Source organism: Rhodococcus sp. 27YEA15, from assembly GCF_049739425.1.
GTDB lineage: Bacteria > Actinomycetota > Actinomycetes > Mycobacteriales > Mycobacteriaceae > Rhodococcus_F.
This window is the reverse complement of the sequence record NZ_JBMHHW010000001.1, coordinates 3,180,093-3,194,702: the sequence shown is the minus strand read 5'-3', so window position 1 is coordinate 3,194,702 and position 14,610 is coordinate 3,180,093. Positions and strand designations below refer to the sequence as shown.

The following is a 14,610-nucleotide window of genomic DNA, read 5'->3' as shown; positions in this document are numbered from 1 at the left end:
CAGTTGTTTTCGTGTCCCTCGCCGTGGGTTCGGCGTACGCAAGTTTCCTGACATTCAATGCGCTCGCCGATCGCGGGCTATCCGGAAAGAGGCTTCAATGAGTGGCACTGATTTCGATCCTGATCTCGTCGAGGATCTGGCGCTGTGGAGGCATGACGCAGCGCAGTCCCGCGCACTGGACATCGACACACTGCATCCGACGCTCGCCTGGGACGCGCTCACCGAAGATCAGCGGGAGGTGTCTCGTGCGGGTATCCGTGAGGTGCTGCGCATGCTGGAGGTCACGGGCCGTCTGGCCCCTGCCGGCGGTCTGGCACTCACCGCCGAGCAGGTGGAAGCTCAGCGTGTCAATCTTGAGCTACTAAGTGGCTGCATAATCCCTGAGGGCGGTATGGGCTTTACTGCCGCACTGGTGGAAGACGTGCGGACGGTGGTGAATGCCGACTGGGATCACGACACCGAGTGGTGGGGGCCGCGTGACCGTCTCCGCGCCCTGTTCCCGGCAACCGAACCCGCCGAGGAACGTCGCAGCTTCCCGGCAATCCAGGACGTACCGAACAACACCCTGCTCCACACGCACGGCGGTGAAGGTTCAAGCCTGTTCGTGCGCAATCGCTTCAGGGAACTGAGACTTTCTCTAGGTGCGTCTAAGTACTGGTCGAAGCCGATGGCGGAAAGCGACTTCCTTCCGTCCTCCGGCCCGTACGTGGAGGTTCCTTGGTCGAAGTTCCCGCAGCCCTGGGCTGATCCATTCGCTCTCCCCGCCCCTGCCGAACCCGCCGAGGACGTCGCCGGAAACCCCTTGCAAGCGTGGGAGTCAGTCAAGAAGTCCAAGGTGCCCGCATCCGAGCAGGTACGCGGCAGCATATGGGAGGGACTTGTCGATGCGGCGGTGGAGGCGGGGGTCGGCTTGCACGACTGGGACATGGTTGCGGATCAGGGCGATCCGGCGGAAGCGGCTGCTGAAGCGATCCGGGAAGCCATCGCGCATCTCGGACTTTGGCCCGCATCTGAGCAGGTCAGCGGCAACAGTTGCACGGAATGCAATAGTTCGTCCGCCCCGTTCGATGCGTCTGCCCGCGCCGACAAGGCCCCGACCGCAGAAGCGGAGGAGACGAAAGCGGCTCTGTATGCAGCTCAAGCGAAGCTGACAAGCATCGAGATGGCTTGTGACCGTGTAGGTGAAGGGATCTACACCAGCGACATCTACGACATACTGCGCACCTCCACCCCTCCGGTCACCCCTGCCCCCGCCGAAACCGAGTGGCAGACATGGGATGCAGTGCCGGAGGGTGTGAAGTACCGGAGCGAAGGTGACCCGAGATCCGGCTATTTCGTCAATCACGGCGGAATCATCTACCTCGCAAGTGGCCGGCCATCGACCGTATCCGAGTTCGCAATGCAAGAACTCGCCCCGTTCGTTGCGGCCCCCGCCGAAACCAAGTGGCAGACATGGGATGCAGTGCCGGAGGGTGTGAAGTACCGGAGCGAAGGTGACCCGAGATCCGGCTATTTCGTCAATCACGGCGGAATCATCTACCTCGCAAGTGGCCGGCCATCGACCGTATCCGAGTTCGCAATGCAAGAACTCGCCCCGTTCGTTGCGGCCCCCGCCGAAACCAAGTGGCAGGGCATCTCAGAGGCTCCGAAGCACCTCACCCTGATTGACCGAGCTGGCGACAAATGGACGTATGACGGCGACAACTGGGTCACGCCTGAAACGGCGATCCTCCCGGTCCTGTACATCAACCGGAAGTACGCCCCGTTCGTTGCGGCCAAGGAGGGGAAAGCGTGAGCGCGGACCTCGTTGTCACGTTCGAGCGCATCGGCAGGACGCACAACCTGCCAGAGCTGCGCATCCCCGTCGCGGACGTTCAGCACCGAATCGTCATCGACTACGAACCGCTATGGCCAGGCGACCTAACGAACTGGAATGAGGTCGCGCACCGCATCGAGGTTTATGCGCGGCAACTACTCGCATCGGGATGGATCGACGTCGCGATCGAGGAAAAGGCAGGAAAGATCTACGGTTACGTTCTCGCCGGCGGTATCCAAAATGCTGGTTCATTCACCATCACACATCCCGCGCAGGACGTGCATCATGACTGACATTGTTGAGCGGGCGACCGCGCTGGCAGCAGCAGCGACGAGTGGGCCGTGGCGGGTCGAGACGGAAGAGCGCTTCTATGAGAACACGTACATCGGCGGGGAGTGGCTGCCGGACATCATGGTCGACGGGTTGTTGGACATCGCTGACGCCGAGTTCATCGCTGCTGCCCGGACTTTGGTGCCCGCTCTGGTTGCCGGGGTGCAGGCACTCAGGGCGACCGTGGCAGAGGCGCTGAGCGTCCTCGACCGCTACGACCATTCCGACGACGGAGACCTACCGGAATGCGCCACCGGGGACCGTTGGCGACTGTACCGAGACCTGACGGCAGTACTAACCCGAACATTGGAGACGAAGCCATGAAGTGCTTCTATGACACTGAGTTTCTGGAAGACGGCAGGACGATCGACCTGATCAGCATCGGGATTGTCGCTGACGATGGTCGCGAATACTACGCCGTGAACTCGGATATGGATCAGGACCGGATTTCAACTAACGACTGGCTGTGCAAGAACGTCATCCCGCACCTACCGCTTGCGGGCGGCAAGCCTGCGCAGGGTTCGTCGAGATGGCTCTGGTCACTGGACTTGAGTTCGACTCTCGTGAAACCGAAGTGGGTTATCGCAAACGAGGTGCGTGAGTTCCTACTCGCTGGACCGGACCCGGAACTGTGGGCCGACTTTGGTGCGTACGATCATGTCGCACTCGCGCAACTTTGGGGCCCGATGATCCGGCTACCGAAGGGTCTGCCGATGTACACGCGGGACTTCCAGCAGCGCCTAGATGATCTCGGACGACCCGAGATCCCGGAGCAAGCAGCCGGAGCGCATGATGCGCTGGCAGATGCGCGACACCTGAAGGCGTGCTTCGAGCATGCGTCCGAGGTGTCGTCGTGACCGCGCCTGATCCGAAGCGGGGAAAGGTGTTCCGCGTCGTAGTCGAGTCCTACCCGACCGAAGACGGTAAGCCGTTCACGGAGCAGTCGAAAGAGTTCTGGCAGTTGATCGTGGACCAGTACGACAACCCGACTGACCCTGACCCAACGCCTGATTGGGTACCCGACATATCCGAATACCTCTACACCGAGGATGACGGACCGTTCGGACACGGATACGACTCACCGCAGCGCCAGGGCAAGGGCATCCAGGGAGACGTGCCGTGGCCTCCACTGCTTGTGGTGCCGTCACTCACTCGCCGACATTTCTTCGTGCGCAGTGCCGCGCAGGTCCGAGTGGACCAGCTCATCGAGTGGGGTTGTGTTGCCCGCGTGGAGACTGCGGAGATTGGGGAGTGGCATGTCTGATCCGGTGGCCGGCCTGACCGAGCTGATCGCGGGGCATTGGACGGTACACGAGATCGACGACGATGGCGATTGGATCACATGCGACTGCGGAGAGAGGTTCGCGACACCACGCGAATGGGCCGCGCATGTGGCTGGGGTGGTGCAGCAGCACACGACGGCACTGAATGCCCGCGCTGAGGCTGCCGAGGCCACGGTAGCGAGGGTGGAGGCCATCATCCCGCGAGTCATCCAAGGGCTCGGACGCAAAGCGACGTACATCGATGTCGGATACGCCTCCGGCCAGAAGAAGGTTTGGGCCGACCTCCGCGCAGCTTTGGAAGGGGAACAGCAGTGAGTGAGACCGAAGGAATGCGAATGGGAGCGTGCAAAATCCAGTGGGCTGTCTGCTACAAACGCCTGCTGACATACCCGAACATTCACACATCGCGTGCGGACGCTGAGAAATGGATGCTCGATCATCCCGACCCCGAGAACTGCGAAGTGATTTACCGCGAAGTCTACGAATGGCGAGTTCCCGAGGGGGAGTTGTGAGCACGCAACGAGACGAACTGGCCGAGGCGATGCAGAAGGAACTTGACCCGGACTGGCGTCAGTACCATCCAGGTCATTTCGAGGAGGCCGCTGATGCTCTGCTGGCTGCTGGCTGGTCCCGACCTCGTGCGGTGGAGACCGTCGAAGAACTGGAGGCTTTGCCGGTCGGGTCGGTGATCAAGCTCCCGGACGGCGAGATTGGAATGATCATGGCGGCGCGCGATAAACGGCACGTCGTCGGCTACCCCGGCCACCTACCGACCGACGAACTCGCCGAGGTCATTCGCGGCACCTACGGAGACCCGATCCGCGTCCTGTTCACTCCGGGTGGTGAGTGATGGAGCGTGGAACTGTCTACATCGACGGGAAGCCGTTCGGGACTGTCAATGAAATCCAGTTCACGCCCGATGGGGCCGAGGAGTTCGGCGGCAAGACGGTCGACACTCGGACCGAGAGTGCCTTCACGGTATCGGTGGAGTATCTCAACCTGCCGCCCGTTGTGGCCTATCCGCCGAAGCGTCCACCGGATCCTGAGCGTCCGTTCTGGGCCGACAATCCGGGCCGCACTCGACGGACGAAATACGGACCGACCGCGAGAGTGAAGTAATCTGACCACTTGGATGGGTTGGCGTGCGAGTGATGTTGTGCGCCAACCTATCCGGTGTGATTTGCGGTGTTTGCCGTGGTAGAATCGGGGGTAGTGGCAGGCCGTCTGAGAGTGGGGATCGCATGATGCAGATACCGGATGGTGAGCCGATGCTGATCGGTCGAGATTTCACGATGGGCGATCGACATGTCTGCGGCGAGAGTTGCTCAGTCGGGAGTGAGGGTTGCATAGCCGAGATGCAGAGTGGCGAGTCGAGGTTCCTCGGGGAGGGCTTCGTTCCGTTGACGGGCTACACCTGGAGTGGAATGCCTTCAGACTTTGGGTCCGGATTCATGGGCGCAGTCGGGGCAATGGTCATACCTGGCCCTCCGAGGGAGATTGTTCGGATGACTCGGCTGGAGTCGGCCCGGTATCGCGTCAGGTGCGTGCTGCGTGAAGTTCGCTACCGGTTCACGATGGCTACTGCGGCGCTGAAGGGGGAACTCTGAGCATGGGGATTGTCGAATTTCTCGAGGCTCGGATCGCGGAGGATGAAGCGGTAGCGCGAGACGCCGCCAAACATCACGGGCAAGACGGGTGGCATGTGAATGCAGTCCCGCACGAGGGGCTGATCGTGTGGGACAGCACTGATGTGCCGGGGCATTCAACTCCGACCACCGTTCACCTCGCCCGTCATGATCCTGCCCGCATCCTTCGCGAGGTCGCGGCGAAGCGGGCGATTCTGGCCCAAGCCCGTGAGGCCGAGGAGTATTACGCGCACATGCGAGGGAATGGGCTGCCTGCCGCTAAGGCTGGGGGGCACGTAGACGCTCTTACTGTGACGTTGACGCACCTCGCGTCCACCTACGCCGATCATCCCGACTATGACGAGAGCTGGGCACTGTGAGCACGGTCTATTTCACGTCCGATCTACATTTCGGCCATTCGATGATTGCGGAGATTCGCGGCTACTCGAGCATTGACGACCATGATGCCGAGTTGGTGGAGTCGATCACGTCCACTCTCAGTAAGGGTGGCCAGTTGTGGATTCTGGGTGACCTGTCGTCAGGCGGTAGTCGTTCGGAGGCTCGGGCGTTGGAGATTCTCGAGGTGTTGTCGCGGGGCTACGAGCTGCATCTGATTGCTGGCAATCATGACTCGTGTCATTCGATGCATCGGGACGCCCACAAGCATCAGCGTCGTTTCCTGGACGTGTTTTCGTCGGTGCAGACGTTTGCTCGGCGGAAGGTCGCGGGCCGCAATGTGATGTTGTCGCATTTCCCGTACGTGGGCGATCACACGGATGTTGATCGGGCGGAGGCGTATCGGTTGCGGGATGAGGGGATGTGGTTGCTGCACGGGCACACCCACCAGGCGGAACCGCTCACCGAGCCCCACTCCCGCCAGTTGCATGTCGGCTGGGATACGTGGAAGCGGCCGGTGAGCCTCGAAGAGATTGCGGCAGTGATCGTGACGGAGGAGGAGCGACCATGACCATCTACTTCGTAGGCCGTGATGACCGGGCGATGCTGGACAAGCTGCTGGGGGAGGTTCCGTCCCTGGTGGAGGATCTGGCGGTCACTGTGACGCGCCAGGACCGAATAGGCAAGGGTGGGGCGAAGATCGCGTCCGGTGAGAACGTGCAGCCGTTGCCGTTCAACGTGGGTGCGTCGGATGCTGGGGACAGGCTGCGGAATGAGCTGGCGGGTTGGGCTCGGCATGTGTGCGAGTCCCGTGGGTTGGTGTACACAGGTTCTGCGTCGACTGCTGGTGTGGCGCTGTGGTTGCGCCGGAATCTGGCGTCTCTGGCGATGACTGAGGGCGCGGAGGAAGCGTTGCCGTCGATCGAGGTGGCGATGAGGGAGTGCCGGCGGGCGATGGATATTCCGCCGGAGGATGAGATTGCCGAGCAGGACAAGTTCGACGTTCTCGAGCGCGTGGGCCGGAAGATGCTGCACCGGGCGGGGATTGTGGAGGTGTGCGAGATCCTGGGGCGGCAGTATCCGGAGTATGCGGGGCTGACGTTGAATCGGGTGGATTCACTGCGTAAAGGTGGGCACATTGCGGCGAAGTGGTGCGGGGTGATGACGAAGGCTGAGGTTTTTCTACTCGCAGATGTGCTGTTGAAACACCTAGAGGTTCCTGTGCGTGAGAGGAAGTCGACTCGTTCGCGTAGCGGTATCCGCACCCCGAATGCTATGCTTGTCGCATAGCGCGGGTAGTGAATCATCACTGGTCGCGCTTTCGCTATTCTTGGCGTCTGAATCCTGTGGCACATTCCCTTCGGGGTCTTCCCTGTGCCGCATGCCCTGCGAGCAGCTTGCCAGCGCCCGGGGTTGCCCCGTCACTGCCAACGCGGTCGGCGGGGCGTAATCGTCCCCGCTTTCAGTGGGGTACGCGGTGATCCGGGGAGATCGGTAGCCGCACAATTGAATGCCAGTGGTCCTCCGGGATGCTCTGGCCGTCACCTCCTGGGTATGAGCCTGTAAAACTGCCCGCCTACTTCTATTTCAGCGAACTGTTCGGAATTTCCGAATAGTTGCCGCTGACCTGCGCGGTTCTTTGGTGAGTAACTTCCAGGAGGTTCGCATGGCTGCACCCATTGCTCCAATCCCGTACGACGAGATGCGCGTCTTGTGTGGTCTCGATCCTGCCGTGCGCGGATACTGCGCCCGACGAGACTTCACCAAAGCCATGAACGAACTGGGCACAGCCATGTCGCGGGGGATGCAGGCAATCGCGCAGGCATTCGCCGGTACCACAAAGACTGGACGCGCCGACGAGTATGCGCTGGCCGCAGACGGCAATGCCTAGTCTCATCGAGCCTTTCACTGCCTGGTGTCCGTGTCCTGGTTGCGGTCTCGTGGACTGCCATCGGATGCGGGAGCCGAAGCCTTGGTATCCAGATCTTGGGTTCCGCGGTGATGGCGTGTTCAACGAGACCGACTTCGAGGTCATCCGTATCTGTCAGTGCGGCAAGGAATGGGGGCAGGTGTGAGTCCAACATACGAAGATATCGGCGCGCGCATCCGGTCGCTGAATCATGAGCAGCGTGAGCTTGTTTTCGAACTCGTCGCCACCCTGGCCTTCGTCAGCGGCTCGACAGTGGTCAACGTATTCACACCCATTAATGTCGACTCGATCTTGAATGGTGTTGCCGCCGAGCTGGATGAGATGGCTGTGCCGAAAGTGACGAATGCTGAGATGCTGCGGGCGGAGATGGACATCCTCAATGCTCAGATGTATCGAGCGCGGATATACCGCATCCGGGGAGGCGAGCGAAGCCTTCTGGCTGTCGAGGCCAGGAGTCTGGCCGATAGACGGCTTCGGGTGGCGCAGGAGGAACTGATTCGCCTCCGTGAGGCAAGCAAGTGACCGCAATCCGTGACTTCATCGAGGCCGTCCGAATCGTGTGGGCGCTCATCGTGTTCTGGGTGGTGTGATGAGTCTCTGGTGGTCGTTCATCCTCACCGCGTTCGGTGCGTCGGGCATGTTCTTCGCCTACCGCAGCTACACCGCCTACCTCGGTCCTGCCATCGGAATCGGGATTCAAGCCGTCTGGATCGCCTACGCGGTGTCGTCGGAGCAATGGTGGTTCATCGTGTCCGCGCTGCTGTACGGCGGATCGCATCTGTACGGCATCCGCAAGCGGCGCCGAGAGCGTGCCCAGAAGGCGGTTAGCGGCTTGACGTATCAGTGATCTAGTCGGAGGTAATGAACGTGCAGGTGTATATACTTGGAATGCTGACAGTGCCACTCGTGGCGCTTGTCGCGTTCGGACTCGTCGCTGGATATGGGTGGCTGTCCCGCAGTATTTATAGCGGATGGATGCGCCCGGTCGAGATCAAAGACTGGGAGATGCGAGCAACCCACGCATCGTGCGTCTTCGCCGCACGTCGAGTGTGGACCCTCAAACTGCCGGGCTCACGGCTGCTGGTGTTCCGCTCCATAGTGGGCGGGGCCGATTACCGATACGGAACGCATTCCACCGACACTCTCGAACTGAAAGGGCGTGCGTGGGCCGTCCTCATGGACGAGTTCGATCCGGCATAGGCAATGGGATTCGTTGGGATCCACCGCCTCCGTCTCGCCCGTTGGGCACTGTCCGGTCTATGGCGCATGTGGAGGTGGTGGTGATGGACTGGCTACCCGAAGGCGCAGTGCCCTTATCGACCATCGAGATCGTCGAGTTCCTTAATGCCGAGACCGGCGAGTACCTGATCGTCGAACGCTACTGGACTGCCGATGGCGTCCGAATGCCGCTGTTCAAGAAGCTCGGGCTGCTGGAGCAGGCGAAGGCTGCCGCGTGTATCCCGATGATTCAATCCGCCCCCGACATGACCGACGACAACAGGGAGAACTAATGACCACCGAATCGCTCATCGACGATGTTGCTGTGGCAGCTGGCGTTCCCCGCGAGGACGCTTGGCGACCGATCGAACAGATTAATTGCATAGGCCGAGCACACACGCCCAACATCAACCGTATCGCTGCACTCGGGCTCCCGATCTGGCAGTGGATCGCGAAGCGTCACGACATGTCTTACGACGAACTCCGGGCCGCCGCACGCGCGGGCGAAGTCAGCGACAAGATGGTGTTCGCTGCGATCGAGGCGAACATTGGTGGTCTCGCCGTATCGGGCGCAAAGTCGTGACGAGCGACCTGAATACTGCGGCCTACCTGAGTTTCATCGCCAAACTCAAGGCGATGGAACGGCGCATGCGAATCACCCTGGCCCCCACCAAGGCTGACCCCTACTTTCGACGTGGCACCCCGCACTACCAGGAGGCCACCCGGGTACTGGGTACCCAGGGCCACCGGATCGCCGACGAGTCCGTTCGGCAGGTCAACGCTCGCTGGCTCAAGGCCGATCGGTTTGTGACCGATGCGGTTAGCGAACCGGTTCTCACCGCTGACGGACTGAGTGTCGCCACCGAGTCGGTGCGGATCCGCATCCCGCGAGACTCTTGGCTTGCCCGCGACTACTCCCACCGCCGACACCGCAAGGGCCCCTTCGCCACGTAGGGCGCCACCCCGCCATCACCGGACTGCCGCACCGCATCTACCCGCGACCAACCATCCCGCCGATGCGATGCCCAGCCATACTCCGGACACCACCCGACACGGAGGGGTGAACGATGCCGTCACTTCGCGACCAACTGTTCTACGTCAACGTCCTGATCGAACGAGCCGAACGCATGGGCAACAGCGACGCAGTCGAACGGCTCCGCATCCACCGCGACCTGCTCCACATGCAGACGGACACACAGGAGGACCACTGATGGCCTGGGGACACGGAGGGACCAGCGACCGGACATCACGGTCCGAGCACCGCCGATGGCGCCGTGCCGTACTCACCCGGGACCAGTACCGGTGCCGGGAGTGCGGATACCAGGGCAGCCCCCAATCCCGACCCGCCGACGTGCAGGCGGACCACATCATCAACCACGCCGAGGGCGGACCGACCACACTCCCCAACGGGCAGACCCTCTGTAGGCCCTGCCACGGCAGGAAAACCCAGAGGGAAGCCCAGGCTGGGAGAGCGAAGAACGGCCGCCTCCATCCCGTTGAGCCCCACCCAGGGCTGCTCTGAGCCCACCGCCGAGCCCCACCGCCGACCCGACCGACCCACAAGGGGGTGCGGGGATGCTCCTCCCGGTGCCCCACGGGCCTGCGGTTGGCATACGCGCTCCCTGTGGCTACGGGTCTGGGGATTTTGGCCCCGGCACCTATTTCTCGCCCCTGTGGCGATCTCAGCACCCTGTAGGAGGTGGCCCAGATGGCTGGACGCGGACCGCAACCGAAGGATCCGTCGAAGCGGGCTCGGTCGAACAAAGATCCGCTCGGGTTGCGTGTGATTCACGCTGAGCCTGTCGATCAGCCCGATCTGCCGGAGTTCGACATTCAGGTGAAGGTTGACGGCGAGTTGATCGCTCAGACGTTCGTGTGGCCGGAGCGGACGCGGGAGTGGTGGCGCATGTGGGCCGATTCGCCGTTGTCGGCGGAGTTCACGTCGACGGATTGGTCGGAGCTTCTCGATACCGCGGTGTTGCATGCGCGGTTCTGGAATGGCGATGTGAAGATGGCCGGCGAGTTGCGGTTGCGTGTCGCGAAGTTCGGTGCGACCCCGGAGGATCGCGCGCGGCTGCGGATCACGTTCGCTCAGGCTGACGAGGCTGATGAGAAGCGAATCCGCCCTGGCGCCCAGGCGCGAAGTCGTCGTGGCCCGCTCAAGGCGGTCTGATGCCGTGGAAACCGTCAGTCCCGGGTGAGGTGCCTACTCTCGGATATGAGGCCCTGGACTGGATCTCAACGTATTTGGCAGCCCCCGCGAAGGAAGAGTACGAGCCGTTTGTGCCGTATCGGGAGCAGGAAGATTTCATCCTGCGGTTCTATGAGATTGATCCGGAGACGGGCCGCTTCAAGATTGATCGCGGCCTGATCGGTCGCCCCCGCGGCTGGGGTAAGAGTCCACTGCTCGCATCCTTGGCAATTCTCGAGGCGCTGGCTCCGGTCTTGCCGGATGGGTGGGATGCGAACGGGCAGCCGGTTGCGCGGCCCTGGTCGACGGTTCGAACCCCACTGGTGCAGATCGCTGCGGTGTCGGAGGAGCAGACGAACAACACGTGGCAGCCGATGCTTGAGATGTTGCGTGAGGGGCCGGTGATCGATGAGTATCCGGGCCTTGAGCCGTTGGATACGATGGTCAACCTGCCGCGCGGACATATCAAGCAGGTCACTTCGTCCGCGAGGACTGTCAAGGGTGCGCCGTCGACGTTTGTTGTGCTTGATCAAACGGAGGAGTGGGTGCCGTCGAATGGCGGCCCGAAGCTTGCTCAGACGTTGCGGACGAATACGTCGAAAAATGGTGGGCGCACGGTGGAGTCGCCGAATGCTTTCATTCCGGGCGAGAATTCGGTGGCGGAGACGTCGGCGTCGACTTGGGCAGATATTCGCGAGGGTCGAGCTAGGAACAATGGGCTTTTGTATGACCATCGGGAAGCGCCAGCCAACACGAGTCTCACGGAGCGAGAAGCTCCAGAGGAATTTGCCGACGACGAGGAGCCGTATACCGGGCTGATCGACGGACTGCGATACGTCTACGGCGATTCGTCCGCGCATCCTGACGGCTGCGTGATTCATGACCCACCCTGCCCTCCTGGCCATTCAGAGCTTGAGCCGATTGTGGCGAGGATCTGGGACAAGGCAACTGATGTGCAGATTGCGCGTTCGGATTTTCTGAATCAGATCACGCATGCTTCGGACTCGTGGATTTCGCAGCCCGACTGGCGACGTCGTGAGGATCTCGATAACTCCGTCGAGTTGGGAGACGTCATTGTTCTCGGATTCGACGGGTCGAAAGGCCGCAATCGTGGCAAGGCTGATGCGACTGCGCTTGTCGGCTGCAGGGTTTCGGACGGGCATCTGTTCTGCCCTTCGGCGTGGGTGTGGGAGCAGCCAGATGGGCCAGATGGGAAGAACTGGGTTCCTGATTCGTACGCGGTCGATGCTGCGGTACGGCGGGCATTCTCAGATTTTCAGGTTGTCGGCTTCTATGCCGACCCGTCTGGTTGGTCGGAGCACATTGCGAAGTGGGAGGCGGCTTTCGGGCGAAGGTTGAAGGCGAAAGCAGCCCAGGGTGCGCCGATTTCGGCGTGGCCGCGAGGTAAGGATTCGCGGGTTGTCGAGTATGTCGAGCGTTTCCGGCTGTCGGTAGTCAATGACGAGATCAGCCACGACGGCAGCCCAGTGCTCGAACGTCACGTGCTGAATGCCCGACGCCGCTCGGTGCGTTCGGGCTACTTGATCTACAAGGCCTACCCGGATTCCCCGGACAAGATCGACGCCGCGTATGCGGCGGTCATGGCATGGAAAGCGCGTCTAGATGCGGTGGCTCAAGGCATCGGCGCTCGACGTAAATCACGGAAGGCGGTGACCCTGTAGTGAAATCCTTCTCTCAGTTTTTCGGAGGTCGCGGGGTGGCCGCGCTGTCTCTGCGGTCTTTGACGCTCTCGGATGACGAGGAGCGGCTAGTCGGGCTGCTTCGTGGTCAGATCCGCAAGTTTGCGGCGAAGAATCGGATCAAGAATGATTTCTATGAGGCGAAGCAGAAGACGCAGCATCTCGATATTGCGGTTCCGCCTGGACTGAAGGATTTGGCGCTGGCGTTGGGCTGGCCGGGCACGGTCGTTGACGTTCTCGAGGAGCGCATTGATCTGATTTCTTGGACATCGGTGTTGGACCTTATGGGTCTCGATGATGTGTTTCGTGAGAATCACCTCGGCGTGGAGTCTGGTCGGGCGCATCTGGATGCGCTGATCGCGGGCACTGATTTCGTGACCGTGGGTCGTGGCGATCCGAGCATGGGTGAGCCTGAGGTGCTGGTCACGGTCGAGTCTGCATCGTCGGCTACTGCGATCCGGAATGTTCGGACTCGGCGCCTGGGTGCTGCGCTGTCTCAAACGCGCGGCGAGTCGGGCGCTGTGGAGATGGAGACGCTGTATCTGCCGGATTCGACGATCCGGTTCGAGCGGAATGAGCGAACGAAGAAGCTTGATGTCGTCTCGCGTGATGACCATAATCTGGGTCGGGTTTTCATGTCGCGGATGGTGAATCGCGATCGCGCTTCGGATCTCGAGGGTCGGTCGGAGATTACACGCCCGGTTATGTACTACACCGATGCTGCGGTTCGGACGATGCAGGGAATGGAGATCAACCGCGAGTTCTACACTGCGCCTTCACGGTACGCGCTCGGTGCGGAGCCTGAGCAGTTCGGTGTTAGCGAGGATTCTTCGGCGGCGGAGAAGCGGCTTGCGGGCTGGACGGCTGCGATGGGTCGTTTTAATGTCATCCCGCGTACAGAGGATGGGCAGATGCCGAAGGTGGGCGAGTTCCACCCCGCTCCGCCGACGCCTTATATCGATCAGATCAAGCTGTATTCGCAGCTAATCGCCGCCGAGGGCGGTATTCCGTCAACGTACCTCGGGTTCTTCACTGACAATCCTGCATCGGCTGATGCGATTCGGCAGGCCGAGTATCGGCTGGTGAAGCGTGCGGAGCGGCGTCAGGGGACGTTCGGGCAGTGCTGGCGTGAGGTTGCGTATCTGTCGCTGCTTGCTCGTGATGGGAAGGTTGATGCTGACCTGTTCCGCAAGATCGATGTGAAGTGGCGTGATCCGTCGACTCCGACGCGTGCAGCCACTGCGGACGCGGGCCAGAAGCTTGTTGCGGCGGAGATCCTTCGCCCCGATTCGCCGGTCACGTATGACTACATGGGTTTCTCGGAGCAGGATCAGATGCGCCTGATCGAGGAAAGTCGATTGGCGCAGGCTGCCGAACTCCCTTCGCTCTTACGTGCTGCTGCGGGCCAGGTGACGGATCCGGTGGCGATCAAGTTGTCGAGTAGGCGCAATGCCAACGAGCCTGCTTGAGCGCAAGGAGATCCTGGGCCATCTGGACAGGTTGGCGATCAATGAGATTGTCAATGTCTGGAATACAGCCCAGGGCCTTCCGTCTGCGGAGTTTCGGTCGGTGATGGTGAACTCGATTCCGGTGGTGACCGACCCGTATACGTCGGCTGCATCGAATCTTGGTGCAGCTTGGTATGACGAGTCGGCGCCGAATCTCCCCTATCGCGCAACGCCATCTCCGCTGCCTGCTACCGAGCGCCTTCTGTCGTCGGCTGATTGGGCGATGGGAGCTCGTGGCACGGATGCGCTCGCAAGGCTGGCGGAGGTCGCACAGAAAGCAATCTGGGGCGGCAACCGCCAGACTATTTTCGACAACGCAAAGTCGGAACGCGGAGCCCGATATGAGCGCGTAGCGGGGGATAAGTGTTGTGCGTTCTGCGCAATGCTGTGCACCCGCGGCGCCGTGTACCTGGAGTCCACGGCAGGCTTTCGGGCGCATGGAAACTGCCGGTGTGGCGCCCAAGAAGTGCGCCCCGGAAAGTCCTTCGATCGCCCTGCCCACTACGAGCGGTTCGACGAGGCGTATGCACAAGCGTCCAGGAATGCCACTGGCACGGACGCGATCCTGGCCGAGATGCGAATCATTCTCGGCTCTTCCTAATCCTCCAGCGCC

General features: G+C 61.5%; 24 protein-coding genes. All 24 read left to right on the top strand.

Features of this window, described 5'->3' with window-relative positions:
- The first annotated feature begins 97 nt into the window (after positions 1–97).
- The 24 genes from ABH922_RS15085 (at position 98) to ABH922_RS14970 (ending at position 14,598) form a co-directional block, all read left to right on the top strand.
- Complete coding sequence (locus tag ABH922_RS15085) at positions 98–1,795, top strand: hypothetical protein (protein ID WP_424807690.1); 1,698 nt, start codon at positions 98–100, stop codon at positions 1,793–1,795.
- Positions 1,792–2,109: a hypothetical protein gene (locus ABH922_RS15080; RefSeq protein ID WP_424807689.1), complete on the top strand. Its 318-nt coding sequence runs from the start codon at positions 1,792–1,794 to the stop codon at positions 2,107–2,109. Before ABH922_RS15085 ends, ABH922_RS15080 begins: the two co-directional genes overlap by 4 nt.
- Complete coding sequence (locus ABH922_RS15075) at positions 2,102–2,470, top strand: hypothetical protein (RefSeq protein WP_424807688.1); 369 nt, start codon at positions 2,102–2,104, stop codon at positions 2,468–2,470. The genes ABH922_RS15080 and ABH922_RS15075 overlap by 8 nt, the downstream gene beginning before the upstream one ends.
- Entirely contained in the window at positions 2,467–3,003 is a 537-nt protein-coding gene (locus tag ABH922_RS15070) for a 3'-5' exoribonuclease domain-containing protein (RefSeq protein WP_424807687.1), read from the top strand. The genes ABH922_RS15075 and ABH922_RS15070 overlap by 4 nt, the downstream gene beginning before the upstream one ends.
- Positions 3,000–3,410: a hypothetical protein gene (locus ABH922_RS15065; RefSeq protein WP_424807686.1), complete on the top strand. Its 411-nt coding sequence runs from the start codon at positions 3,000–3,002 to the stop codon at positions 3,408–3,410. Before ABH922_RS15070 ends, ABH922_RS15065 begins: the two co-directional genes overlap by 4 nt.
- Positions 3,403–3,744 carry a hypothetical protein gene (locus tag ABH922_RS15060; protein ID WP_424807685.1) on the top strand — a complete coding sequence of 114 codons (342 nt, stop codon included), beginning with the start codon at positions 3,403–3,405 and terminating at the stop codon, positions 3,742–3,744. Before ABH922_RS15065 ends, ABH922_RS15060 begins: the two co-directional genes overlap by 8 nt.
- Before the next feature lie 193 nt (positions 3,745–3,937).
- On the top strand, positions 3,938–4,279 hold the full coding sequence (locus ABH922_RS15055) for a hypothetical protein (protein ID WP_424807684.1): 342 nt from the start codon (positions 3,938–3,940) through the stop codon (positions 4,277–4,279).
- Entirely contained in the window at positions 4,279–4,548 is a 270-nt protein-coding gene (locus tag ABH922_RS15050; RefSeq protein ID WP_424807683.1) for a hypothetical protein, read from the top strand. Before ABH922_RS15055 ends, ABH922_RS15050 begins: the two co-directional genes overlap by 1 nt.
- A gap of 490 nt (positions 4,549–5,038) precedes the next feature.
- Positions 5,039–5,434 carry a DUF6221 family protein gene (locus ABH922_RS15045; protein ID WP_424807682.1) on the top strand — a complete coding sequence of 132 codons (396 nt, stop codon included), beginning with the start codon at positions 5,039–5,041 and terminating at the stop codon, positions 5,432–5,434.
- Positions 5,431–6,021: a metallophosphoesterase family protein gene (locus tag ABH922_RS15040; protein WP_424807681.1), complete on the top strand. Its 591-nt coding sequence runs from the start codon at positions 5,431–5,433 to the stop codon at positions 6,019–6,021. Before ABH922_RS15045 ends, ABH922_RS15040 begins: the two co-directional genes overlap by 4 nt.
- Positions 6,018–6,740 carry a hypothetical protein gene (locus ABH922_RS15035; protein WP_424807680.1) on the top strand — a complete coding sequence of 241 codons (723 nt, stop codon included), beginning with the start codon at positions 6,018–6,020 and terminating at the stop codon, positions 6,738–6,740. Before ABH922_RS15040 ends, ABH922_RS15035 begins: the two co-directional genes overlap by 4 nt.
- Before the next feature lie 376 nt (positions 6,741–7,116).
- Entirely contained in the window at positions 7,117–7,341 is a 225-nt protein-coding gene (locus ABH922_RS15030) for a hypothetical protein (RefSeq protein ID WP_424807679.1), read from the top strand.
- A gap of 180 nt (positions 7,342–7,521) precedes the next feature.
- The gene (locus ABH922_RS15025; protein ID WP_424807678.1) at positions 7,522–7,902 is read left to right on the top strand and encodes a hypothetical protein; all 381 of its coding nucleotides are present in this window, start codon (positions 7,522–7,524) and stop codon (positions 7,900–7,902) included.
- Positions 7,903–7,969: 67 nt separating this feature from the next.
- Positions 7,970–8,227, top strand: a complete 258-nt coding sequence (locus tag ABH922_RS15020) for a hypothetical protein (protein WP_424807677.1) — start codon at positions 7,970–7,972, stop codon at positions 8,225–8,227.
- 41 nt (positions 8,228–8,268) lie between these two features.
- Entirely contained in the window at positions 8,269–8,580 is a 312-nt protein-coding gene (locus tag ABH922_RS15015; RefSeq protein ID WP_424807676.1) for a hypothetical protein, read from the top strand.
- A 59-nt stretch (positions 8,581–8,639) separates the two neighbouring features.
- On the top strand, positions 8,640–8,891 hold the full coding sequence (locus ABH922_RS15010; protein WP_424807675.1) for a hypothetical protein: 252 nt from the start codon (positions 8,640–8,642) through the stop codon (positions 8,889–8,891).
- Complete coding sequence (locus ABH922_RS15005) at positions 8,891–9,181, top strand: hypothetical protein (RefSeq protein WP_424807674.1); 291 nt, start codon at positions 8,891–8,893, stop codon at positions 9,179–9,181. The genes ABH922_RS15010 and ABH922_RS15005 overlap by 1 nt, the downstream gene beginning before the upstream one ends.
- Positions 9,178–9,552 carry a hypothetical protein gene (locus ABH922_RS15000; RefSeq protein ID WP_424807673.1) on the top strand — a complete coding sequence of 125 codons (375 nt, stop codon included), beginning with the start codon at positions 9,178–9,180 and terminating at the stop codon, positions 9,550–9,552. Before ABH922_RS15005 ends, ABH922_RS15000 begins: the two co-directional genes overlap by 4 nt.
- A 113-nt stretch (positions 9,553–9,665) precedes the next feature.
- The gene (locus ABH922_RS14995; protein ID WP_424807672.1) at positions 9,666–9,809 is read left to right on the top strand and encodes a hypothetical protein; all 144 of its coding nucleotides are present in this window, start codon (positions 9,666–9,668) and stop codon (positions 9,807–9,809) included.
- Positions 9,809–10,120: an HNH endonuclease gene (locus tag ABH922_RS14990; protein WP_424807671.1), complete on the top strand. Its 312-nt coding sequence runs from the start codon at positions 9,809–9,811 to the stop codon at positions 10,118–10,120. The genes ABH922_RS14995 and ABH922_RS14990 overlap by 1 nt, the downstream gene beginning before the upstream one ends.
- Before the next feature lie 186 nt (positions 10,121–10,306).
- Positions 10,307–10,771 carry a hypothetical protein gene (locus ABH922_RS14985; protein ID WP_424807670.1) on the top strand — a complete coding sequence of 155 codons (465 nt, stop codon included), beginning with the start codon at positions 10,307–10,309 and terminating at the stop codon, positions 10,769–10,771.
- Positions 10,771–12,471, top strand: coding sequence for a hypothetical protein (locus ABH922_RS14980; RefSeq protein ID WP_424807669.1), 1,701 nt, complete (start codon positions 10,771–10,773; stop codon positions 12,469–12,471). The genes ABH922_RS14985 and ABH922_RS14980 overlap by 1 nt, the downstream gene beginning before the upstream one ends.
- A gap of 35 nt (positions 12,472–12,506) precedes the next feature.
- Positions 12,507–13,958, top strand: coding sequence for a phage portal protein (locus ABH922_RS14975; protein ID WP_424807668.1), 1,452 nt, complete (start codon positions 12,507–12,509; stop codon positions 13,956–13,958).
- Positions 13,939–14,598, top strand: a complete 660-nt coding sequence (locus ABH922_RS14970; RefSeq protein WP_424807667.1) for a hypothetical protein — start codon at positions 13,939–13,941, stop codon at positions 14,596–14,598. The genes ABH922_RS14975 and ABH922_RS14970 overlap by 20 nt, the downstream gene beginning before the upstream one ends.
- Positions 14,599–14,610: the final 12 nt, after the last annotated feature.

Excerpts from the sequence above, each read along its gene's own strand:
- ABH922_RS15010 (WP_424807675.1), top strand. The coding sequence starts at position 8,640 with ATGGCGCATGTGGAGGTGGTGGTGATGGACTGGCTACCCGAAGGCGCA.
- ABH922_RS15030 (WP_424807679.1), top strand. The coding sequence starts at position 7,117 with ATGGCTGCACCCATTGCTCCAATCCCGTACGACGAGATGCGCGTCTTG.
- ABH922_RS15060 (WP_424807685.1), top strand. The coding sequence starts at position 3,403 with ATGTCTGATCCGGTGGCCGGCCTGACCGAGCTGATCGCGGGGCATTGG.
- ABH922_RS14970 (WP_424807667.1), top strand. The coding sequence starts at position 13,939 with ATGCCAACGAGCCTGCTTGAGCGCAAGGAGATCCTGGGCCATCTGGAC.
- ABH922_RS15085 (WP_424807690.1), top strand. The coding sequence starts at position 98 with ATGAGTGGCACTGATTTCGATCCTGATCTCGTCGAGGATCTGGCGCTG.
- ABH922_RS15035 (WP_424807680.1), top strand. The coding sequence starts at position 6,018 with ATGACCATCTACTTCGTAGGCCGTGATGACCGGGCGATGCTGGACAAG.
- ABH922_RS15045 (WP_424807682.1), top strand. The coding sequence starts at position 5,039 with ATGGGGATTGTCGAATTTCTCGAGGCTCGGATCGCGGAGGATGAAGCG.
- ABH922_RS14980 (WP_424807669.1), top strand. The coding sequence starts at position 10,771 with ATGCCGTGGAAACCGTCAGTCCCGGGTGAGGTGCCTACTCTCGGATAT.
- ABH922_RS14990 (WP_424807671.1), top strand. The coding sequence starts at position 9,809 with ATGGCCTGGGGACACGGAGGGACCAGCGACCGGACATCACGGTCCGAG.
- ABH922_RS15050 (WP_424807683.1), top strand. The coding sequence starts at position 4,279 with ATGGAGCGTGGAACTGTCTACATCGACGGGAAGCCGTTCGGGACTGTC.
- ABH922_RS15075 (WP_424807688.1), top strand. The coding sequence starts at position 2,102 with ATGACTGACATTGTTGAGCGGGCGACCGCGCTGGCAGCAGCAGCGACG.
- ABH922_RS15005 (WP_424807674.1), top strand. The coding sequence starts at position 8,891 with ATGACCACCGAATCGCTCATCGACGATGTTGCTGTGGCAGCTGGCGTT.
- ABH922_RS14995 (WP_424807672.1), top strand. The coding sequence starts at position 9,666 with ATGCCGTCACTTCGCGACCAACTGTTCTACGTCAACGTCCTGATCGAA.
- ABH922_RS14985 (WP_424807670.1), top strand. The coding sequence starts at position 10,307 with ATGGCTGGACGCGGACCGCAACCGAAGGATCCGTCGAAGCGGGCTCGG.
- ABH922_RS15070 (WP_424807687.1), top strand. The coding sequence starts at position 2,467 with ATGAAGTGCTTCTATGACACTGAGTTTCTGGAAGACGGCAGGACGATC.
- ABH922_RS15015 (WP_424807676.1), top strand. The coding sequence starts at position 8,269 with ATGCTGACAGTGCCACTCGTGGCGCTTGTCGCGTTCGGACTCGTCGCT.
- ABH922_RS15020 (WP_424807677.1), top strand. The coding sequence starts at position 7,970 with ATGAGTCTCTGGTGGTCGTTCATCCTCACCGCGTTCGGTGCGTCGGGC.